This window comes from Kribbella sp. NPDC006257 (genome assembly GCF_040613535.1).
Classification (GTDB): domain Bacteria; phylum Actinomycetota; class Actinomycetes; order Propionibacteriales; family Kribbellaceae; genus Kribbella.
This window is the reverse complement of record NZ_JBEXSJ010000055.1, coordinates 1-21,778: the sequence shown is the minus strand read 5'-3', so window position 1 is coordinate 21,778 and position 21,778 is coordinate 1. Positions and strand designations below refer to the sequence as shown.

Sequence of the window (21,778 nt, the reverse complement as noted above, 5' to 3'; positions counted from 1 at the left end):
GGCGTTACGGTCTCGCCACGCCCCCGTCGAAAGAGAGCCGCCCATGTCCCGATTGAGCAACTGGAGTGGGAGGGCTCGCGTCGGGGCCCTCTGCGGTGCGCTGGTCGCCGCTGGAATCACAGTTGTTGCTGCCGCGCCGGCGTGGGCTGTGGCGTCCGGTGGAGTCGGAGCCACCTTGCCGTACGTCGAAGTACAGGCTGAGAACTCGTCGACCAATGGGACCGTGATCGGGCCGAGTGCGGCGTACAACACGCTGGCTGCGGAGGCGTCGTACCGGAAGGCGGTAACGCTGCAGGGGACCGGCAAGTTCGTTGAGTTCACGACGCCCGCCGCGACCAACTCGATCGTCTTCCGCTACAGCATCCCGGACACCGGCGGCGGCTCCGTCTACACCGCGCCACTGTCGCTTTACGTCAACGGCACCAAGCAGCCCAACGTCACCCTGACGAACGCGTACAGCTGGTACTACGGCGGCTATCCGTTCACCAACTCGCCGGGGAGCAACCCGCACCACTTCTACGACGAGGCACACCGGTTGTTCTCGACCACCTACCCGGCCGGCACCAAGTTCCGGTTGCAGGTCGACGCGGAGGACACCGCTTCGTCGTACACGATCGATTTCGCGGATTTCGAGAACGTCGCGGGTGCGCTCTCCCAGCCGGCCGGTTCGGTCTCGGTGACGAGTCAGGGCGCGGACCCGACGGGTGCCGCGGATTCCACCAACGCGTTCAACTCGGCGATGGCCGCGGCCGGTCCGGGTGGCACCGTGTGGATCCCGGCGGGAACGTTCAAGATCCCGGGTCACCTGATCCTGAACAACATCACCTTCAAGGGCGCGGGCATGTGGCGCTCGACCGTCGTCGGTGCCGCGCCGGGCTTCTACGGCAACTACGCGCCGAACGCGAGCAGCGGCGTACACCTGTCGGACTTCGCCATCTTCGGTGACGTCCAGGAGCGCAACGACGGCGCCCAGGTGAACGGCATCGGCGGCGCGCTGAACAACTCCACCGTCGACCGGGTGTGGATCGAGCACGAGAAGGTCGGCGCCTGGATGGACGGCCCGTTCACCAACCTGGTCTTCAGCGGGATGCGGATCCGCAACGTGACGGCCGACGGGGTGAACTTCCACAACGGCGTCACCAATTCCAAGGTCACCAACAGCGATCTGCGCAACCTCGGTGACGACGGCCTGGCCACCTGGGCCGAGCAGAACGCCGACGTCAACGACTCGTTCGACCACAACACCGTGCAGTACCCGATCCTTGCCAACGGCATCGCCATCTACGGCGGGCACGACAACTTCGTCACCGACAACCGGGTGATCGACGCCGGCCTCACCCAGGGCGGCGGGATCCACGTCGCACAGCGGTTCGGCTCGACGATGCTCGGCCGCACGGACGTACTACGCAACACGATCATCCGATCCGGGGGACTGGACCCGAACTGGAACTTCGGCGTCGGAGCACTGTGGTTCGACGCGCGCGACGGTGCGATGACCGGCCTGACGAACGTCGACAACCTGCTGATCCAGCAGAGCCCGTTCGAGGCGATCCAGTTCGTCTCGGGCTCGAACATCGCCAACGTGCACATCAACAACGCGACGATCCAGAACACCGGGACCTGGGTGGTCCAGGAGCAGGTCGGTGGCTCGGCGACCATCACCAACAGCACGGCCACCGGCACACAGGCGCCCGGACCCATCTACAACTGCGGCGTCGGCTTCACACTGACCGATGGCGGCGGCAACTCGGGCATCTTCGCTCCCGGGCAGTGCCAGAACATCACCTCGCCCGCGTTCCCGCCGTACCTGCCGGACAACGGTTCGCAGATCTCGGTCAGCCCGACCGCACTGAGCTTCGGCTCCGTGGCAACCGGCGCAGCGAGTTCCGCCCAGCCTGTCACCGTCACGAACAGCGGTACCGCCGCGGCACCGGTCAGCTCGGTCGCGGTCACCGGTGACTACAGCCAGACCAACAACTGCGGCACCAGCATCGCGGCCGGCGCCTCGTGCACGATCAACGTGACCTTCAGCCCGACCGCAGCCGGTGGCCGGAACGGCAACCTGACAGTCACCGCAGCCGGAGTCACCAGCACGGTCGCGCTCTCGGGCACCGGCGTCGCCCCCGGGCCGATCCTCAACCCGAACCCGAGCAATCTGTCCTTCGCGGACACGCTGGTGGGAAGCTCCTCGGCGACCCAAGCGGTTACGGTGACCAACTCCGGTACGGCGTCAGCCTCCGTCTCCGGCGTGTCCACCTCGGGCGACTTCAGCCAGGCCAACAACTGCACGACTCTGGCAGTCGGCGCGTCCTGCACGGTCACCGTCACCTTCCGGCCGACCGCTTCGGGAGCACGTGCCGGCGGCGTCACTTTGACGAGCAACGCCAACAACAGCCCGACCTCGATCTCCCTGTCAGGCAACGGGATCGGGACCGATACGAACCTTGCCCTCGGCAAGCCTGCAACGGCGAGCAGCCAGGTCAACGGCACGCAGGCCGCGAGCACGGCAACGGACGGCGATGCGAACACCTATTGGGAGAGCGCCAACAACGCCTTCCCGCAGTGGCTGCAGGTCGACCTCGGAGCCGCGCGCAGCGTCGGCAAGGTGACGCTGAAGCTACCGCCTTCGTCGGCCTGGGGCACGCGCACCCAGACATTGTCGGTCCAGGCAAGCACCGACGGATCGAACTTCGGTACGCCGGTAGCGTCCGCGACCTACACGTTCACCTCACCGGCCAACGTCGTGAACATCACCGTTCCGACGACGAACGCTCGCTATCTGCGGGTCAACATCACCGGCAACAGTGGCTGGCCTGCGGGACAGGTCTCGGAGTTCGAGGTGTACTCGAGCGGCACCGGCGGCAATACGCCCAACACCAACCTCGCCGCAGGTAAGGCCACCGGCGAGTCGAGCCACAACGATGTCTACCAGTCGAGCAATGCGACCGATGGCAACCAGGCAACGTACTGGGAGAGCGCGAACAACGCCTTCCCACAGTGGCTCCAGGTCGATCTCGGCTCCGCTCAGAGCGCCGGCCGGATCGTCCTGCAACTGCCGGCCGGGTGGGGACAGCGCACTCAGACCCTGTCCGTTCTCGGCAGCACCAATGGCACGACCTTCAGCACCGTCGTCGGGTCCGCCGGCTACTCCTTTGCCCCCGGCAACAACAACACGGTGACCATCACCTTCACCCCGACGACCCAGCGCTACTTCCGCCTCAACATCACCGCCAACACCGGCTGGATCGCCGGTCAGATCTCATCCTTCGAGGTCTGGAACAGCTAGTCGGGTCCGGAACTCCTGGCGCCGGGGACGTGGTCAGATCTTCAGCCAGGCGATGATCGTTGCGAGTGCGAAGACGACGAGCGAGGTGGTCCAGACCAGCGAGGCCGACCACCCGGTACGGCGTACGCGGCCGGTCTCCGCATTTGCTGCGATCAGCGCCTGGGCGAAGGTCTGGGCGTCACGAGGGCGCTGGGCGGGGTCGTGGTCGATGGCGCTGTTGAGGAGCTCGGCCACTCGCGGAGGGATGCCGGTGATCTCGGCCGGCTTGCGCGGCCGACGTCGGTGCGAGGTGGTTTCCGGGCGATCGCCGGACAGGAGTTCCCAGGTGAGGACGCCGAGGGAGTAGACGTCGGCGCGGGCGTCGAAGTCGCCGAGGCCGCCGACCTGTTCGGGGGCCATGTAGGCCGGCGTACCGGCGGTGACCGTGTAGCCGCTGGCGTCGGCGAGGCGTTTCGCGCTGCCCAGGTCGGCGACCAGGACGCGGACCGGCTCGGTGGTCTCGTCGAGCAGCAGGTTGCTGGGCTTGATGTCGCGGTGGATGAAACCCGCCTCGTGGAGGACGTGGACAGCCTCCGCCGCCTCGGCCGCGAGCCGCACCGCCTCGTCCGGCTCCAGTTTCCCGACCCGGTCGGCGAGCGTACCGCCGTTGATGTAGTCCATCACGAAGTACGGCCGGTTGTTGTCCACGCCGACGTCGTGGACCCGGATCACCCGCCTGCTCTCGATCCGGCGCAGCACCCGCGCCTCGCTCAGAAAACGCTCCCGGACGTCGGCGTGCAGCACCCAGTTGTCGGCCAGCACCTTCACCGCGACGGTCGTCTCGAGCTCGGGGTCGTACCCCTTCCACACGGTCGCGAAGGCGCCGGAGCCGACGCTGCGGTCCAAGCGATAGCGCCCGATGTGTCTCATCATGGCTAATGATGTACCAAGTTGCCGGTCAGTCAGCGGAAGAGTGGAGACCTACATAGTGATGCAGGACGACGATGCTCTGGAGAACCTGGTGGAGGCGGCCAAGGGCGGCGACCAGGCGGCTCTGGACGAGGTGCTGCTCCGGGTCCGGCCGGTGGTGTTACGCCGGTGCACCAAGTTCCTCCCGCACCACGCCGACGCCGAGGACGCCGCTCAGGATGCCCTGTTGATCATCAGCCGCAAGCTCACGTCGTACGCCGGACGTGGGTCCTTCCTCGGGTGGGTGACCGTGATCGCGTCCAACTCCGCCCGGTCCACCTATCGCTCGCTCCGGGACCGGGCCGATGCGCTGAGCGGGGTGAGCGCCGTTCCCGAGTCGCCCGACCCGCGGACCACCAGCGTGATCGCCGGCACCCGGCTCGACCTGCTCGATGCGCTGGATGAGCTGGAGCAGAGTCATCCTGCTCTGGTGGAGTCATTCATCCTGCGCGACCTCGGTGAGCTGAGTTACCAGGAGATCGCCGACCTGACCAAGACCCGGATGGGCACCGTGAAGGACCGGATCCACCGGGCCCGCAAGTTCATGGAGCCGCGACTACGGGTGGACGGGGCGAGGTTCTCGTGAAGACCAGGCTGGCGGTCTCCGTGCTCAGCGCCGCGGCCGCGCTCGGCACGCTGGTGGGCGCCTTCGTGCTGCCCGACCGCGGCGGCCATGACGGTGGCGGCAAGCCCGGCCCGACGCCGACCACGCTGAAGACAACTCCCCGGCCAAGCTCTCCGCACACCTCCAGCGCGCCCGACGGGGGCCCGGTTGTGGCGGCGAACATGCTGACCGACGCCGACTTCCGCAAGGTCGGCCTGACGGTGACCCAGCGGCCGCCGGACGTCCGGCTGGAACTGGTGGGTTGCGACAATATGGAGACGCTGGACAACGTCGCGGTGAGCGGTCCGCCGGTCCAGCGAGCGTGGGAGGCCGAGAAAATCGTCGCCTATCAGCAGGTGATCGCTGCTAAAAGCGAAGAGGAGGCCGCGGAGAGCTACACCAAGGTTCTCCGCAAGCTCGAGGCCTGCCAGAAGAAGGAGCCGGGGCACTGGGTCTACGGCCCGACGCACCAGGAGAACCTCGACCCGGTGACCACTGTCAGCTGGCTCGGCAGCGTCGACGGCAGCCTGAACACGACCGGCAAGGCACCCAGCGGCGAAAAGATCGACGGTGGGATCGCGGTCATGCGGCGCGGCATCCACGTCGGCGTGTTCGAGATCAACTTCTGCGCGAGCGCCGGCGACGAGCCCGCGTGCGTGGTTGCCGGCGGCAACGCCTCCCAGCAGCTGGCCGGCCTGAGCCGCACGGCGGCCGGCCGGCTCGACTGAAAAAAGTCGCATCCAACAAAACCGCGACCCGTCCCCTCTCTGGTGGTGACGACAAACAAGCCGTGCTCACCAGCACGACCAGAGAAGGGGTCCTCAAGATGTCCAGCAGAGTTCTTCGTACCTTTGCCGCTACCGTCATGGCCGGCGCGCTCGCGGCCTCCGTGGCCTCTATCGGCCTCGGCTGGCGGCCGAGCATCGCGACGGCCGATCCGGGTGACACCTTCGTCGCCCTGGGCTCGAGCCAGTTGATCCAGAGCGAGGACCTGAGCGCGATCCAGGTGACCCTGGACACAGCGACCGTTACGCTGAACCGCGACGAGGACTTCTCCGGCTGCCTCGGCGAGGGCAACCCGTGGACCGCCGTACTGCCCGGGGCCAAGAAGCCGTTCACGGCCGCCTGGACGAGCCGGAAGAACAAGAACGTGGCGCTCTACGAGTCGGTCGCCCAGGCGGAGACGCCGGCCCAGGCCAAGGCCTACGCCAAGACGCTGCTCGACAGCGGAATCCGCGGCTGCCAGGGCAGCTCGTCGCCGTGGGACTTCCACTACGGCAAGACCAGCTCCTCGCCGGTCGGTTCCGGTACGGCGACCTGGGCGCTGTCGTATCGCGGCAGCGAGACCCGGGCCAGCGGCGGCGCGATCGTCTTCTCCAAGGGCACCAACTTCGGCATCATCGAGGTCACCGGTACCTGGGGCCCGGCCGGCCAGACGATGGAGTCGATCGCGAAGGTCGCCGTCGGCCGCCTGAACTGACCCGGCCCGCACACTCCCCGATGACATTGGTCCTCGGGGAGTGTCCACATTTGGATCTGGCAGGCGGCGGGCGCGGGCAGAAAGACTGAAGTGCGATGTCAAGAAGTGGCGATCGGGTCCGACCGATGGGTGACCACCACACTCGCACTGAAGGAGAAAGAGCATGCGCAAGATCGTGTACTGGGTCCATGCCTCGGTCGACGGCTTCATCGACGGGCCGAACGGGGAGTTCGACTGGCCGCGGATGGGTCCGGAGCTTTCGGCGTACTCGGAGGCTCTGGACCAGCGGGTCGACACGTTGCTGTTCGGCCGGCCGGTCTGGGAGATGATGGTCGGTTTCTGGCCGAACGCCGAGTCGATCAGCGACGACCCGCACACCACCGCGTTCGCGCCGTTCTGGCGGGCGACGCCGAAGATTGTGGTCTCGCACAGTTACGCCGGTGACGAGTGGACCAGCCGGGTGATCGGCAAGGATCTCGCGCAGGAGGTCGCCGACCTGAAGGCCGAGCCCGGTGCGGACCTGCTGCTCACCGGCGGGTCGGCGCTGGCCGGCGCGCTGGCCGAGCTCGGGCTGATCGACGAGTTCCATATCGCCGTCCACCCGGTCGTGCTCGGCGGCGGGCGGCCCTTGTTCGCCCACCCGGAGCACCGCAACAACCTCCAGCACATTCAGACGACCGTCCTCGATGGCCAGGTCGTCGTCTCGCAGTACGGCGTCGGCGCATGACCGGGGTGCTCGACGGGTCCGTCGGCCAGGGGGCGCCGGCGCGCCGGGCGCGGCTCGCGCTGGCCTTGTTGTCGCTGCCGTCGCTGCTGATCGCGATCGACATCAGCGTGCTCGGCGTCGCGCTGCCCCAGATGTCCGCCGCGCTGCGCCCGTCGCCGACCGAGCTGCTGTGGATGAACGACATCTACGGGTTCATGGTCGGCGGCACGATGATCACGATGGGCGCGGTCGGCGACCGGATCGGCCGGCGCCGGCTGATCGTCGCCTGCGCCGCGGTGTTCGCGCTCGCGTCGGCGGCCGCGGCCTTCTCGACCGAGCCGTGGATGGTGATCGTCGCCCGGGCGGTGATGGGGGTCGCGGGCGCGGCGATCATGCCGGCCTCGATGGCGCTGATCGGCCAGCTCTTCGCCGACCCGAAGGCACGGATCTCCGCGATGGGCGTCTACATGACCTGCTTCCTCGCGGGGATGGCGGTCGCGCCGCTGATCGGTGGCGTGATGTTGCAGTACTGGTGGTGGGGCTCGGTGTTCCTGCTCGGCGTACCGGTGATGCTGGTGACGCTACTCGCCGCGCCGCGACTACTGCCGGAGTCGCAGACCCAGGTCACCGCGCCGCTGGATCTGCGCAGCGCCGCGCTCTGCCTCGCCTCGATTCTCACCATCGCCGGCGCGCTGAAGTGGGCGGTCAATGGCGCGCAACTCTGGCAGGCGGTCGGCCTCGCCGCGATCGGCGTCGCCCTGGGCGCGATCTTCGTACGCCGTCAGCGCACGCTCGAGCACCCGCTGGTCGATCTGACCCTGCTCCGGCGACCCAGCGTGAGTCGCGCGATGATCGTGCTCTTCCTGACCGCACTGCTGATGGGCGGAACCTCGATCTTCGCGGCCTTCTACCTCCAGTCGGCGCTGGGTTTCACGCCGTTGCAGTCCGCCTTGTGGCTGATTCCGTCGACGATCGCGATGATCATCGCCTCGAACACCGGGCCTTGGCTCGGCCGGCGGATCCCGCCGATGCGCGTCGTCCAGGGCAGTCTGGTGATCATGGCCGCCGGCTTCGTGCCGCTCGCGATCCTGCCGCCGAGCAGGTCCGGGGTGGCCTTCATCGTCTGTGGGGCCGTCCTGAGTACGGCCGGCATCGGGGCCGCGTTCCCGTTCCTGATGAACGACATCATTTCCCATGCACCCCAGGAACAGGCCGGCTCGGCCGCGTCGCTCGCCCAGACCGCCAACGAGATCGGCATCGCTACCGGCCTGGTGATCATGGGCAGCCTGGCGACCGTCGTGTACCGCGCGCGGCTGTCCGCCTCGGCCGGCCATGCGGAGGGCAGCTGGGTCGACGGCTTCGGCCAGGCGTCGCAGGATCCGCGGTTCTTCGACCAGGTCCGCAACGCGTTCGTCGACGGCATCCACGCGGCCGGCATCACTGCCCTCGCAGTCATGGCCATCGTGCTCGCGCTGATCTTTGTCCGCCGGGCAGCCCGCGTCTAGTCGGCGGATCGGCAGGCGCGGGAGACGTCGTAGAAGCAGGCACCACAGGTCGGTGATGACAGATCCTGGATCTGGCTCTCCCGAACCAGACCCAGGGCTGCACAGGGTGCTGAGGCCGTCGTTAGCCCAGGAAGGCTTTTAGTTCGGCGATGACGGCCTGGGGGTTCTCCTCGGCGAGGAAGTGGCCGGTGCCCGGGACCTTGTGGACCCGTACGTCGGTGCCCTGGCCGGCCCAGACGGTTTTCATGAAGTCGTAGCTGTACTCCGAGGTCAACCCGAGGAACGGTGCTGTGATGCGGTCGTAGGTGGCGAAGTCCACGACGTCGGTGTGGAACGCCTGATACCACGCGTTGCCGGCACGGATCGCCTGCGGACCGGCGTACGCGTGGGCGTAGATCCGCCGCGAGAGCTCGTCGATCATCGATGGGTCCGGCGGGAAGGCGTCCATGAAGTAGTCGACCAGGTACCGCGAACGTCCGGTGATCAGCTGCTCCGGCAGGCCCTGGACCTGGTTGAAGGCGAACCACCAGAGGCTGAATCCCTGCCCCGGCTTGACCAGCAAGGGCTGCTGGTAGAGGGACTCGTCGGGGTGCCCGACATCCATCAGGACGACCTTGCGCGTCGCCGCCCGGTGGTTGACCGCGAAGCTGTGCGCGACCATCGCGCCGATGTCGTGGCCGGCGACGTTCACCGAGTCGTAGCCCAGGTGCTGGACGAGCTCGTGGACGTCGCGCGCCATCGTCTTCTTGTCGTACCCGTCGGCGGGCTTGTCGGATCCGCCCATGCCCCGAAGATCGACCGCGATCACCGTGTACCGCTTCGCCAGCGCAGGCAGGATCTTGTGGAACTCCCACCAGGTCTGCGGCCAGCCCGGCAGCAGCACCAGGGGTTCACCGTGCCCACCGATGACGTAGTGCTGTCCTTTCGCGTACTCACTCCGCAACCCCAGCGACCGCGCCAGCGCCGCATCCGACGGCACACCGCCCGCACCGCTCGTGTCCACCGCTCCCACAGCGGGCGTCGCCACCCCACCCGCAGTCGCCGCAACCGCCGCCCCGGCCCCCAGCGCCAGCAACCGCCTCCGATTGATGTCCATCCACCCCACTCCTCCCAGGCGCCACCGCCCTTCGGCACCGCCGCTGCTGGCGAGACTAGGCCGCCATCGGCTCACCTGAACCGAAACGCGAAATGGTCCGTCAGCTCGGGTGCTGTGACGGTCGAGTGGGCCAATGGAAGGTTTCGATGGGTTCGGTGGGGGAGGGTTGGAGGGGGCCGGCCGGGTTCTGGCGGTGGACTGCGGGAATGCCGATCGCGTCGATACGGAGGTCGCCTGTGGTGGCGGGGTGGGTCGGGGGCGAGATGGTCAGCCGCAGGTAGGACTTGCGGTCTTCGATGCGCAGGGCGGAGAAGAGCTGGTCCTCGTGGAATCCGAAGTGGTCGGCGATGCGCAGGTACAGGGCGAATCCCCAGACTGCCAGTGCGCCGAAGAACAGGTAGGCGATCACTGCCACGAGGCCGCGGCCCCACGACCATTCGGTGAGCACGGAACGCACGATGAAGGCACAGCCCACGGCAGCGCCGACGTACGCGAAGCCATGGACCATCCCTGGGACGAATCTCTTGTACGTCGGCAGCCACGGTGAGGTGAAGCCTCGGTTGAATGCGGTCAGGGCGCCGAGCACGACCAGGGCGACGAGTCCGGAGAAGACCCATGCTGTCGCGTTGTGTTTGCTGATCGCGAGGGTGAGGAGGACGGCGAGGACGACCTGAACACCACCCACCAGGGTTGGCCACCAGCCGCCGTTGCGGAACGGGATCTGCGGCCACTTCTTCCGCAGTTCTCTTGAGTCCGCTGCGGTGGGGAACGCCTTCTTCAACACGTAGTCGGTCGGCGTCCCCGCGGCCAGCTGCCAGTCGACCGGCAGCGACTCTTCCAACGGATGGGTCGGCGAGAGATAGGCGCCACCACCGCCGCAGGTGACCAGGTGTTCAGGTGACTCGGGCGACTCGGATTCCCTTTGATAATGGGCATAGTGGTGCTTGTCCCCGCTGAGCATGATGGGCACCTGGTGACGGCGATCAGGCTTGCCCGGGTTCTCCCCGTTGCCGAACATCCGGTCGAGGAACCAGACCAGGACCTCACGGTTCGAGGTCCAGTACCGATCGTCTTTCGTGGCATGGTCGAGCCAGCTGGGTCGCGCCGTACAGAGGATGACCCGGTCGGTCTCGGAGATGAGTTCCCGGGCGCGGGAGAAGTAGTCGAGCTGAACGGCATCGATATGAGAATCCAGCTGACTGTCGATCCCCCACAGCCACCAGCCGTGCGGCAGTTTGAGTGCGAAGTACGAGCGCGACTGGATCGCTTGTCTGCTCAAGATGACGTCGCGCCAGGCCCCCGGCTTGGTCGGCACGAGACCTGACGCCGCGGGTCGTCCGATCCAGGACTCGCAGAAGTTCCGGCGAAACGCCACCAGCGCGTCGTACCAGTCATGATTGCCGGGCAGAGCGACGACGAACGCGCCATCGATCAACTGGGCCTGGCCGTAGGCGTCCGCTGGGCGGGCCGCGTCGAACGGCGCCACCAACCGGTCTTCGTAGTTCCTGACCGAGGCGACCGGATAGACCTCGTCGCCGCCGAGAACGAGGAGGTCCGCCGGCTCGGGTGCACCGAACAGTCCATTGACCTGCGCGGCCACGGCAAAGGTCGCATTGAAGCCGTCTCCGGTGTCCGCGACGTAGTCGATGGTGTACGCGTCGGTGACACCGTCCGTCAGGTCGTAGAACTCCAGCGGTACGCCGGACTGCGTCTCCCGCTTGTCGGCGAACCTCGCGAACTCCGTACCGGCGCTCGCCTCTCGCGACGTCCTGAACAGCTGCACCGGCGAAAACCATCGAACCGCCGGCATCCGCACCCCCGACACGGCCGCCTGCCCCTCGGGCTTGCTCTTATGCGGACTCGCCGCAGTCGGATCAATCACCGCCCCAGTCTCCCAGCCGAACCAGACATTTTTAATGCCTCCTCACCAGCTGACTGGCAGCTCCGCGGCGGCCGTGAGCCTTCGGTGGCACGACACACAGTGGGTGGTTCGGGGGTGGCCTGGGGGATCAGGCATCCTGTGGGGCGTGACAACGTCTGAGAAGCTGATCGTCCCTGCGAGTGTCGATGGGCCGGGTATGTCCCGCGCGCCGTCCGGAGGCGTGACGGGATGGCTGCTGCGGCACCGGGTGCAGCCGGTCGGGCCTGAGGCGTCGGAAGATCACGCGTCGCCGCAGGCCTGGTGGAAGGTGATGTGCCTGACCGGCGTGGACTACTTCTCGACCTTGTCCTACCTGCCCGGCATCGCGGCTCTTGCGGCGGGCGCCTTGTCGCCGTTGGCAACGTTACTGATCGTGGCGCTCACGCTGCTGGGCATGTTGCCGATGTACCGGCGGGTGGCGAAGGAGAGCCCGCACGGTCAGGGCTCGATCTCGATGCTGGAGAACCTGCTGCCGTTCTGGCGGGGAAAGCTGTTCGTCCTGGTGCTGCTCGGCTTCGTGGCGACCTCGTGGATCATCACCATCACGCTGTCGTCGGCCGACGCGACAGTGCATCTGCTGGAGAACCCGTACATACCGGGGTTTCTGCACGGGCAGGAAGTCGTCGTCACCGTGGTGCTTCTGCTGATCCTGGGCGGGGTGTTCCTGCTCGGTTTCAGCGAAGCGGTCGGTGTCGCGATTCCGCTGGTCGGGATCTTCCTGGTGCTGAATGCCGCCGTCGTCGCGGTCGGCCTGTACGACGTCGCCACGACGAGTGGGGCGCTGTCGAGTTGGGTCGACGCGTTGACGGCCGGCCGCGAGGGCGTCGGCGGGGTGATCGGTCCCGCGATCGTGGCGTTCCCGTTACTGGTGCTCGGTCTGTCCGGGTTCGAGACCGGCGTCAGCATGATGCCGCTGGTCGCGGCCGACGGCGAGGACGCCGAGCAGCGGCTGGCCGACCGGATCCGCAACACCAAGAAGCTGCTGACCGTCGCGGCCTTGATCATGAGCGTCTACCTGCTCGCGACCAGCTTCATCACCACCGTGCTCATCCCGGCCGACGAGTTCAAGCCCGGCGGCGCGGCCAGCGGTCGCGCGATGGCCTACCTCGCCCACGAACATCTCGGCGAGGTCTTCGGTACCGCCTACGACATCAGCAGCGTCTTGATCTTGTGGTTCGCCGGCGCCTCGGCGATGGCCGGGCTGATCAACATCGTTCCGCGCTACCTCCCGGCGTACGGGATGGCACCGGAATGGGGCCGCGCGGTGCGGCCGGTCGTGATCGTCTACACCGCGATCAGCGTGGCGATCACGATCGCGTTCGGTGCCGACGTGGACGCGCAGGCCGGCGCCTACGCGACCGGCATCCTGGCGATGATGGTGTCCGGGGCCGTGGCTGTCACCGTCTCGGCCGCGCATCGCCGGCAGCGCCGGCAGACGATCGCCTTCACCGTGCTGACGCTGGTGCTGCTCTACGCGCTGGTCGAGAACATCAGGGAGAAGCCCGACGGGATCGCCATCTCCGGGCTGTTCATCGCCGGTATCATCACCGTCTCGCTGATCTCCCGGGTCGCCCGTACGACGGAACTGCGCGCGGACCGGATCGAGTTCGACGACACCGCCCGCCGGTTCATCACCGACTCGGTCGCCAACGACGGCGCGCTCAACCTGATCGCGAATCGCCGCCAGGCCGGTGACGAGGCGGAGTACGCGGCCAAGGAGGCCGAGGTGCGCGCGATGGACCCGGTGCCCGGCAACGCCGACGTGCTGTTCCTCGAGATCGATGTCGTCGACCCCTCCACCTTCAGCGACGTACTGCGCGTCGTTGGCGTCGAGGTCGGCGGCTACCGGATCCTGCGGACCGAGAGCCCCGCGGCGCCGAACGCGATCGCCGCGATCCTGCTGACCTTGCGCGACACCACCGGCGTCCGGCCGCACTGCCACTTCGAATGGTCCGAGGGCAACCCGCTCAGCCACCTGCTGCGCTACCTCATCCTCGGCCGCGGCGACACCGCCCCCGTCGTCCGCGAGATCATCCGCCAGCACGAAGACGACCCCACCCGCCGCCCCGGCATCCACGTCGGCTGATCAAGCGGCCGGGCTGTCGAGGTGCCGGCGAAGGACTGTGGCGAAGGCTTGGGGGTGCGTGAGGAAGCCTGAATGTCCGCCTGGGAACTCGGCGAGCGGAGTTCCGAGCAACTCTGCCAGGCGGACGGCGCACTTATGGGGGAAGATGTTGCGCGAGGTGGTTCCGGCGGCAGGCTGGATCTTTCCCGCGAGAGCCTTGAGTTGGTCGGGATCTGCACGGTACCGGCGTGCCGCGGGCGCATCGTGGGTGAGGAAGAAGTTCAGGTTCGTCGCCCGGTCAGCGCTCGGTCGGGGAAGCTCGACGCCCGGTTCGCGGTCATCGAAGCTGAGTTGGGTCATCGCCCCGAAACGCTGCATTGCCTGAAGCAGGCCGGCGTCGCGGTAGGTGTCCTCGATCGCCTGCTGTGCTTGGACTGCCTGGGTGCGATCGGCCTCGGGGAGTAGTTGGGTCAGGGGCGGCTCGTGTGCGACCAACCGCCGGACGCGGGCGGGGTAGCGCGCGGCGAGATCAAGCCCGATGAGGGCTCCGATGCTGAACCCGAGCACATCGGCGGGCTCATCGGTCAGGGACTCCAGGATGCGGGCGGCGTCGTCGGCGTGCACCGTGAGGTCAAGGTTATCTGCCTCGTCCTGTCGGGTGCTGCGCGACAGACCCCGGCGATCGTACGTCACGACGGCATAGTGGCCGGCCAATTGCTCGACCAGGAGGTCTGATGCGTTCGCGCCGCCGTCGCCGCCCGCCAAGATCAGCAGCAGTGGCCCGCTTCCGCGCACTTCGTAGTACAGACTCGCGCCCGGAACGGGAAGAACGTCAGCCTTGCGCTCGGTCATCGCCGGCCCTTCGGTAGGTTGTGGTCCAGTGCATGTAGTGCTGGGAAGAGCGGTGCCAGGCAGCCGCTCAGCAGGTCCGTCAAGGCGACCGACGTCTCCGCAGCCAGCCAGTCCTCCATGGCAATGCGCAGAGCGTTGGTGATCGCGGCGGCGATGACGCGTGGTGCCAGGCTGTCGGAACCTGTGCGTGGGGCGATCACCTCTGCCAGTCGGTTGTCGATGGCAACCAACGTCTGCACGTACTCCCGCCGCAGCGCTGGAGCAGAGTTCACCAGCTCGACGGTCGCGGTGTCGGGTTCTTCGCCGTAGACGTCGATGATCGTCCGGGGCAGAGCCTGCTCGAGGCGGTCATCCATCGTGATCGCACGCAGTGCCGCGCCGGCACGCAGCGTCCGTTCTGTCGCGAGGGCGACGCAGATGGCCTGTTCCCGGCTCGAGAAGTAGTTGTTGTAGGTGCGGGGCGAAACGTTCGCCGCGGCGGCGATGTCGTCGACGCGGACGTTGTCGAGCCCGTGCTCCTGCGCCAGGCGCAGCGCCGCCGCGCTCAATGCGGCCCGCGTCTCCAACTTCTTCCGCGTCCGCAGACCGGCCTCTTCGTCGTCGATGGTGGACATGACGGCACCTTAGCAAATTTCTGCGCGTCCGCAAATTTGCGTCCACGCAATTTGGGGTCGGTTGCGCCAATCACGCCGGCCGGCCTGCTGGCAGGTAGATCAGCTCGACCACGCCGGATTCGAGCTTCCGTGCATCGTTGAGCTGGAGGGTGGTCGGGACACCACCATCGGGGAACAGTCGCGTTCCGCTGCCGAGAACGAGCGGGTGGACCGCGACCCGGTATTCGTCGATCAGGTTGTGCTTCATCAGCGTCTGCACCAGCGTGGAGCTGCCGTACATCTCGATGTCCCCACCGGTTTGCTGCTTGAGCTGGGCGATCTCCTCGGCCACGTCGCCGTGGATCACCGTCGCGTTCCAGGGCAGCGACCCGGTCAGCGTTGTTGATGCGACGAGCTTGGGAATCTCGTTCGTCCGGTCGAGGTACGGGCCGCCGTCTTTGACGTTGCCCCAGGACCGGTACATCAGCTCGTAGGTGGTCCGCCCCAGCAGGAAGTAGTCGCTGGCCAGCAAACGGTCCAGCGCCTCCTGCCGCGCCTGGTCGGTGAAGTACTGGTTTGCCCAGCCGCCTTGGTCGGTCTCGCCGAACCCGCCCGGGTCCTGGATGACGCCGTCGAGCGAGGCCAGGGTCGAAACAGTCAGTTTGCGCATGACGAACCTCCTTGTGTGGGGTTGCCGACCCTTCGGCAACCGTCGCACTACAGACCGACCGCGCGGCCAGAAGGAATCGGTCAGAGTCAGGAGATTTCGGTCGACCTTCGTGACCAATGGACGAATTACGCGTCTGGCGGGACCGCCGGGAACCCGAATGCTGTGACCAGATCTCCGTCGCCGAACGCGGTGATGCGTGAAATCCCGTCCGCATCTGCCGTGAGCACCACGATCCCGTAAGGGAGATAGCTGCCGTCCGCACCGCGGTAGTAGGCGGCGACCGCGGGCTGGCCGTTGGCACTAGCCGGCAGCATCCGCCAGTGCCCTGGCGAACCCAGCACGTGCTGTCGCATGTAGGGCATGCAGTACCTGATCCCGGAGTACCACCGACGCAACGGAGGCGCCTCGAGCGCGGCGTCGGCGCGCAACAGCCGTTCGAGTGCTGCCGGATCGGCCGTCTCGAACGCGGCGACGTAGCGGTCGAGCAGCTCGCGCTTCTGCGGCTCGGTCAGCTCGCCTACCTGGTCCGCGACCGGCGCCACAGCGTCCAGCCGTGCCCGAGCCCGCTGCAGAGCGCTCTTCACGGCCGCAACCGAAATGTCGAGCAGCTCGGCAACCTCAGCGGCACTCCAGGCGAGCACCTCGCGAAGGATGAGCACTACGCGCTGGCGGGGCGGCAGGTACTGCAGGCTGGCGACGAGCGCGAGCCGCACGGTGTCTCTGGCTGCGACGATCGCGGCCGGATCGCTCGAGTCCGGCAACCGGTCATCCGGAAAGGGCTGCAGCCACGTCACACTCGTATCCACCGAATTCGGCGGGCCGGACGAGTCCTGACTCGGAGCCCCCAACCCGGACGGCAGCACCCGCCGGCCGTGGTGCGTCAAGGCGCTCAAGCAGGTGTTCGTCGCGATCCGATACAACCAGGTCCTCAACGACGCCCGTTCTTCGAACGAGTCGAAGGCTCGCCAGGCGCGCACGTAAGTCTCTTGCACCGCATCCTCGGCATCGGCCAACGATCCGAGCATTCGATAGCAATAGGCAAGCAGCTCCGGCCGGTACTGATCGGCGCGCACCACGAACTCGTCGTCCCCCAACGCGGTCCCGGTCACACGAAAACATTAGCCCGATGTCCGTGCTGCGGGTCGGCAACCTTTCCGCCCGCGGCAGCAACTGGGAGGTGGTCCGCCGAATCGACCCGAGGAGCGCATCGCGTGAAGGAAATGGCGATAGACGGTCCCGACGCCGGCGTCCGCCGCGATGGTCGCCATCGGTACAGCGGCCCTCTCACGCCGAACGGCAATGGTGGCCGCCGCCAGGACGCGATCCCGGTTGTCGAGTGCGTCGCGCCGCGGCCCGCGCCGACGCCCGGCAACCTTCGAAACTGGCTCGCTCACGCCGCAATGATCACAGACCACGCCTCCAGGCCGTAGGCTATCCAACGCCCCAATGCGCCTGGCCGGCTTGGGCCAGTGGGGGGTGTTGGCGACTTCGGCGCAGGTGAGGCCGGTTTGTCGGCGGGTGGCGCGGAGGGCTCGGATTGGCCATCCGTGGACCCACGTGTTGCACTCGAACTGCTCGCCCGGGTAGGGATCTCGAGTCGAGAGCAGCGCTACGCCGAATACTCGCATCAGCTCGCTGAACGGACCGTGCGAACTCCGGGAGGCTTGCTGAGCCGGGTGTAGCTCGGCCGAGACCGATGGGATCGCTGAGCGGCTGTGGGCTGCCGTTCGACGCAGTTAGCCGCACCGCCTCCGGTCACTGCGGCTTGTTGAGCCGCGTCCACTGCACGCGTGTCTGCCAGGGCAGCAGATACTCCGTGGCGGTGAGGTGTGACCTCATGGCGTCAACAAGTGGTTGCCGTTCCTCATCTGGAAGGTTCGCGACCCAGCCCATGGAGCCGAAGAAGGCGACCAGCCCGTGCGGGTCGACGGTCTGAGGATTCGCCAGCCGCGTCTCGCGGATCTGGCTGAAGGCTTCTTGGGCGAAGGGCAGGTTCCACGCACCTGGTGTCCAGTCGCCACTCATCATGTCTAGCGGGAAGTCGTAGTCCCGAGGCCAGATGGGGGCGAGAAGCTTCTCGACAGCCGTGATGGACGGAACGACCGATCCGTTCGCCACATTCCACACCACCACGAGGGTTCCGCCCGGTCGCAGGACTCGTGCGATCTCCATCAACGCGGATTCGTGGTCGAACCAGTGGAAGGCCTGGGCGACGAAGACTGCGTCGACGGCGTCGTCCGCGAACGGAATCTGTTCCGCAGTGCCATCGATCGCCTCGACACCCGGACATCCCGCAACGAGCATGCGACGCATCCCAGGGTCCGGTTCGACGGCCACCACGTGCGCGATCCTCGAAACCAGCTGATGGGTGAGCTTGCCCGTCCCGGCAGCAAGCTCGAGGGCTGTTGCCGACGGCGCGAGGTCGGCGAGATCAACGACCTGCTCTGGATAGCCGGGCCGGCCACGCTCGTAATCCTCGTACCAGTGCCTGGGCATTTTGTCTGTCGCCATGGATCCACCCTGGCTGGATCGCGCGGCTGAAGCGAGCCGAACCATCAGTGGGAACGGTGCAGGCCAGCGATCGCAACTTCTGTCGAGCGAGTCTCCCGCATCTGTTGCTAACCCAACTGGTGATAACAGGTGTCATGTGAGGCACTGGCGCGGCCGGCTTGGGCGGTGAGACCATCCCTGGGCCGTCTCGACGCGGGTACACCCACACGTACAGCGGAACCAGACGTAATTGCTACGCGTCTCACGCGCGATCAGCCCCTACCGACCTGAAAGGCGCATCACGTGAGCGAGCACGACCGGCAACCGCAGCCCGGCCAGATCCCGGTTCTCGACACCAAGGTCGGCTGGAGTTCGCTCCAGGCCGACGGGCAGCAGATCAGTTACGGCCGGCGGTCGATGCCGCTCGACGAGATCGAGTGGGTCTGCTACTGGGTCGAGCAGGTCACCGAGAAGCGCTTCATGTTCCCGACCACCTACACGACCTACTGGCACTTCGAGGTCGGCAAGTACCCGCACAAGGCGGCGCCGGCGGTCACGGTGACCGACTCGCGGTCGGGCCGCCGAGACGAGCTGCCGGACTGGTGGACGTTCCTGGTGAACCTGTCGGCGCAGGTCGTCGAACCACGCTTGCTCACCGACCTGGTCAACAGGGTCAGGCAGGGCGAGACAGTGACGATCGGCGGCAGCATCAAGGTGAACCAGGATGGCATCAGCTGCAAGCGTCCGAAGTTGTCCCTGGACTGGAACTCGGTCCACCCACCCGTGCCACACGCCGGCATGATCTACATCTACGCGACCAACTCCGACCAGCCAGTCCTCGCCGTCCCTTTGGGCCACCCCAACGCAGTCCTGATCCAACCCCTCTTCGCAGCACTCAGCTGACGGTGATCCGTACGCCGGTCAGCCGGCCCGCTGAAGCGGCTGAGCCGGACGGCCCGGTACAACCAACTCGCCGCCGACCCTCAGACAGCAGCGAACCGTTGCAAGACGCAGCTGCGACCGTCCTGCAGCCGCTGGATGTCGAGCAGTTGTGGACTGGCTGTTCACAGAACTCCCGGGGCCGGGCATCAGGCCGAGGCATCCGCCCGCGGTTCGATGACCCGTGCCGGCGGGAGTCGGCGGGTGTCGATGAGCTCCTGTGCGACGTCGCGCAGTTTGGTGTTGGTGTCTTGGGAATAGCGCCGCAGCAAGGCGAAGGCCTGATCGTCGCTGAGGCCGAAGCGCTCCATCAGGATGCCCATCGCCTGCCCGACCAGTTTGCGGGCATCCACCGCCCGGGCCAGCGTTTCCTCGTGCCGCGCGGTCGCTACCGCAACCGAGGCGTGCCGGGCCAGGATGTGCGCGACCGCCTCGTCGTCCCGAGTGAAGGCGTCCGGGTGCAAGGTGTAGAGGGAAAGCACCCCGATCACCTGCGGACCGGATCGCATCGGCACGTGCAGCACGCTGCGGATCTTCCCCTCCGCAACCTGGGCCCGCCACCGCGGCCAGCGGTCTTCGGCGTCGACGTCGGCGATATAGACGGTCGCTCCGGACCGCAAAGCTGTCAGCATCGGCCCGTCATCGTCGGTGATCTGCGCTGTGTAGAGCGCTTCGACGAGCGGGTCGGTCACAGCGCCCACCTCGACACCGCCGGCTGCAGTAGCTAGTGCGACGCCGGCGTAGGTGCAGTTCTCGGCCTGGAGCGCGAACTGCACCACAGCCTCGACGGTCTCATCGAAACCGTCGGTACCGTGCAGTTCGACGGCCAGTTTCGCGAAGGCGTCGGCATCGAGCGGCGCAGCAGAATCAGAAGACGTCACCAAGACTCCCGGGCATGGCGTAGCGAATCTCACCGTGGCTCTCCCGCGACGCGAGAGCCCCGACCGCATACATCATGCCCGAGCCTGACAAATCGCGTGCACCTCGTCTCTACACCTTCGCTGAGTGCCGTAGTGAATGTCCTCGAGGGCAGCCAGGAAGTCGGGCGTCGGTGCGCGGCCGTGCTGGTCCGCGGGTGACGGGTTCGAGGGTGAGGATCGGCGCGCCTTCGGTCACCCCGAGAAGCGCTGCCTCGCCAAACACACGCGGAGAATGGTGCGCCCGAAGTCGCCGGCCGTCTGCCTCCTAGGTCTTGAGGGCTCAAGTGAGAGGAGACTGAGCGCCGTGGGACCTTGAGCGACCTGCGGTGGACGGTACGGCTTCGCGCCGGGCCTGCCGCTGGCGCAGAACGCTTGCCTAGAGCAACACTGGGACGGTGGCCAAGCTGGCGTCCGATCTTCTCGGGCCGGTAGCGGTGGAGCTAGCCCGGCGATCGATCAGTTGCCTGGGCAGCACGGTATGCCTGGCGGTTCGAGGTATGAATAGAAGTGGGACGGTTTCCTTCACTGGACAGTCAAGTGGCGTGGTGGGCGATCTCTTTGAGGCGGACAGCCCGAGGAGATGTCTTGACTGGGTTTATCGGTGGAGTGGGCCTTTTGCGGCTTGGTCGATGATGGCTGTGGCGACGACGGTCAGTGGTTGTTGTTGTTCGCGCGCGAGGGTGGTCAGGTAGTCGAAGGCAGTGTCCATGGGCACATTGTCGGTGTAGGCGATGACGCCTTTGGCGCGTTCGATGACACTGCGTTCGTCCAGGGCTGCGCGGGTCTGGGCGGTGATGTGGGTGGGCGGTAGGTCGCCGGTGTGGATGATAACCAGGCTTGCGATGTCGGCGAAGGCTTGTGCGATCAGGGCTGTCTGGTCGCCGGGGTGGTGGTTGGTGTCGAAGAAGAGGTTGACGGCGCCGAGGGTGCGGCTCTGCCAGTTCATCGGGGCGGCGTGGACCGCGTCGAAACCGGCGGTGCGGAAGGCGTCGTGCACGGTGGGCCAGCGGTTACCGATGTTTTGTAGTCCGGAGACGGTGATGGTGCCGCCGGTCGTGATGCAGTCGATGCCGGGGCCTTGGTCGGTCTGGACTTGGTAGACCTCGAGGTGCTGGGCGCGGTGGTTGGTGGCGGCGAGGAATTCGGGGCGGCCGCTGTCGGGGGTGGCCATGATGATGCCGGCCGCGGCGGCGCCGACGGAGTCGGCGCAGCCGTTGAGGAGGTTGGTGATGGTGCCGAGGATGTCGTGGTCGGTGACGAGGGTTGCGGTGGCGGCGGCCAGTTCACGGACCGCCCTATCCGGCAGGGGTGCCTGGGTGGTGGCGTGGCTGGTCATGAGTCTCCTTGGAAGTCGAGCTGGCGGGTGACGACCTGGTGAGCGATGTCGGCCAGTGTGGTGTCGTGGGCGTAGGCGTGGGCGCGCAGGATGGCGAGCGCGTCATCGGGCGGCAGGTGTAACTGGGCGATGACCATGCCGGTGGCCTGGTGGACCTCGGCGCGGACCGACCACATTCCGTCGTCTTGGCCCGAACCACCGGAGGGAACTGGGTCGCGTAACAGGGCTGCGCCGATCGTGTCGGCCAGGAACTGTGCGGTCTCGTCGGACTCGGCGGGTCGATTGGCGTGGAGGAGGTAGATGGCCAGTACGCCGAGCACGTCGCCCGCGGGCCGCATCGGGAAGGCGTGGACGGTGAGGGCGCCGA

At 67.0% G+C, this 21,778-nt stretch carries 19 protein-coding genes; 8 read left to right on the top strand and 11 right to left on the bottom strand.

Annotation, left to right across the window (positions count from 1 at the left end):
• The first annotated feature begins 43 nt into the window (after window positions 1-43).
• Window positions 44-3,286, top strand: a complete 3,243-nt coding sequence (locus ABZ004_RS38435) for a discoidin domain-containing protein (RefSeq protein ID WP_355686925.1) — start codon at window positions 44-46, stop codon at window positions 3,284-3,286.
• A 33-nt stretch (window positions 3,287-3,319) separates the two neighbouring features.
• Here ABZ004_RS38435 and ABZ004_RS38430 read toward each other — a convergent pair whose 3' ends face one another.
• A complete protein-coding gene (locus tag ABZ004_RS38430) occupies window positions 3,320-4,195 on the bottom strand; it encodes a serine/threonine-protein kinase (protein ID WP_355686923.1) in 876 nt (291 codons plus the stop codon).
• Between the two features lie 43 nt (window positions 4,196-4,238).
• On the opposite strand from ABZ004_RS38430, the gene ABZ004_RS38425 reads away from it, so the two are divergent.
• The 5 genes from ABZ004_RS38425 to ABZ004_RS38405 all read left to right on the top strand — a co-directional run bounded on the left by ABZ004_RS38425 (window position 4,239) and on the right by ABZ004_RS38405 (window position 8,529).
• Window positions 4,239-4,820 carry an RNA polymerase sigma factor gene (locus ABZ004_RS38425; RefSeq protein WP_355686921.1) on the top strand — a complete coding sequence of 194 codons (582 nt, stop codon included), beginning with the start codon at window positions 4,239-4,241 and terminating at the stop codon, window positions 4,818-4,820.
• Window positions 4,817-5,566: a hypothetical protein gene (locus ABZ004_RS38420; RefSeq protein ID WP_355686919.1), complete on the top strand. Its 750-nt coding sequence runs from the start codon at window positions 4,817-4,819 to the stop codon at window positions 5,564-5,566. The genes ABZ004_RS38425 and ABZ004_RS38420 overlap by 4 nt, the downstream gene beginning before the upstream one ends.
• A 98-nt stretch (window positions 5,567-5,664) precedes the next feature.
• Entirely contained in the window at window positions 5,665-6,318 is a 654-nt protein-coding gene (locus ABZ004_RS38415; protein ID WP_355686917.1) for a hypothetical protein, read from the top strand.
• Between the two features lie 163 nt (window positions 6,319-6,481).
• A complete protein-coding gene (locus ABZ004_RS38410) occupies window positions 6,482-7,045 on the top strand; it encodes a dihydrofolate reductase family protein (protein WP_355686916.1) in 564 nt (187 codons plus the stop codon).
• Window positions 7,042-8,529 carry an MFS transporter gene (locus ABZ004_RS38405; protein ID WP_355686914.1) on the top strand — a complete coding sequence of 496 codons (1,488 nt, stop codon included), beginning with the start codon at window positions 7,042-7,044 and terminating at the stop codon, window positions 8,527-8,529. Before ABZ004_RS38410 ends, ABZ004_RS38405 begins: the two co-directional genes overlap by 4 nt.
• Before the next feature lie 121 nt (window positions 8,530-8,650).
• On the opposite strand, the gene ABZ004_RS38400 is transcribed toward ABZ004_RS38405, so the two are convergent.
• Window positions 8,651-9,625: an alpha/beta hydrolase gene (locus ABZ004_RS38400; RefSeq protein ID WP_355686912.1), complete on the bottom strand. Its 975-nt coding sequence runs from the start codon at window positions 9,623-9,625 to the stop codon at window positions 8,651-8,653.
• 100 nt (window positions 9,626-9,725) lie between these two features.
• Window positions 9,726-11,408 (bottom strand): hypothetical protein, encoded by a 1,683-nt coding sequence (locus ABZ004_RS38395; protein WP_355686910.1) that lies wholly within the window; start codon window positions 11,406-11,408, stop codon window positions 9,726-9,728.
• Between the two features lie 244 nt (window positions 11,409-11,652).
• Between ABZ004_RS38395 and ABZ004_RS38390 the strand changes: the two genes are divergently transcribed.
• Window positions 11,653-13,632: an amino acid transporter gene (locus ABZ004_RS38390; RefSeq protein ID WP_355686909.1), complete on the top strand. Its 1,980-nt coding sequence runs from the start codon at window positions 11,653-11,655 to the stop codon at window positions 13,630-13,632.
• On the opposite strand, the gene ABZ004_RS38385 is transcribed toward ABZ004_RS38390, so the two are convergent.
• From ABZ004_RS38385 to ABZ004_RS38365, 5 genes are all read right to left on the bottom strand, one after another.
• Window positions 13,633-14,463: an alpha/beta fold hydrolase gene (locus ABZ004_RS38385; protein WP_355686907.1), complete on the bottom strand. Its 831-nt coding sequence runs from the start codon at window positions 14,461-14,463 to the stop codon at window positions 13,633-13,635.
• Window positions 14,460-15,077, bottom strand: coding sequence for a TetR family transcriptional regulator (locus ABZ004_RS38380; RefSeq protein ID WP_355686906.1), 618 nt, complete (start codon window positions 15,075-15,077; stop codon window positions 14,460-14,462). The genes ABZ004_RS38385 and ABZ004_RS38380 overlap by 4 nt, the downstream gene beginning before the upstream one ends.
• A 70-nt stretch (window positions 15,078-15,147) precedes the next feature.
• Window positions 15,148-15,726 (bottom strand): dihydrofolate reductase family protein, encoded by a 579-nt coding sequence (locus ABZ004_RS38375; protein WP_355686904.1) that lies wholly within the window; start codon window positions 15,724-15,726, stop codon window positions 15,148-15,150.
• Between the two features lie 125 nt (window positions 15,727-15,851).
• The gene (locus tag ABZ004_RS38370; RefSeq protein WP_355686902.1) at window positions 15,852-16,835 is read right to left on the bottom strand and encodes a sigma-70 family RNA polymerase sigma factor; all 984 of its coding nucleotides are present in this window, start codon (window positions 16,833-16,835) and stop codon (window positions 15,852-15,854) included.
• A 646-nt stretch (window positions 16,836-17,481) separates the two neighbouring features.
• On the bottom strand, window positions 17,482-18,237 hold the full coding sequence (locus ABZ004_RS38365; RefSeq protein ID WP_355686901.1) for a methyltransferase domain-containing protein: 756 nt from the start codon (window positions 18,235-18,237) through the stop codon (window positions 17,482-17,484).
• A 282-nt stretch (window positions 18,238-18,519) separates the two neighbouring features.
• On the opposite strand from ABZ004_RS38365, the gene ABZ004_RS38360 reads away from it, so the two are divergent.
• On the top strand, window positions 18,520-19,119 hold the full coding sequence (locus ABZ004_RS38360; RefSeq protein WP_355686899.1) for a hypothetical protein: 600 nt from the start codon (window positions 18,520-18,522) through the stop codon (window positions 19,117-19,119).
• A gap of 185 nt (window positions 19,120-19,304) precedes the next feature.
• Here the strand turns inward: ABZ004_RS38360 and ABZ004_RS38355 are convergent, their stop codons facing one another.
• The 3 genes from ABZ004_RS38355 to ABZ004_RS38345 all read right to left on the bottom strand — a co-directional run.
• Complete coding sequence (locus tag ABZ004_RS38355; protein WP_355686897.1) at window positions 19,305-20,036, bottom strand: GAF and ANTAR domain-containing protein; 732 nt, start codon at window positions 20,034-20,036, stop codon at window positions 19,305-19,307.
• 634 nt (window positions 20,037-20,670) lie between these two features.
• Complete coding sequence (locus ABZ004_RS38350; RefSeq protein WP_355686895.1) at window positions 20,671-21,411, bottom strand: ANTAR domain-containing protein; 741 nt, start codon at window positions 21,409-21,411, stop codon at window positions 20,671-20,673.
• Window positions 21,408-21,778: ANTAR domain-containing protein (locus tag ABZ004_RS38345; RefSeq protein ID WP_355686893.1), on the bottom strand; the 371-nt coding region annotated here is incomplete at its 5' end. The genes ABZ004_RS38345 and ABZ004_RS38350, both read right to left, overlap by 4 nt.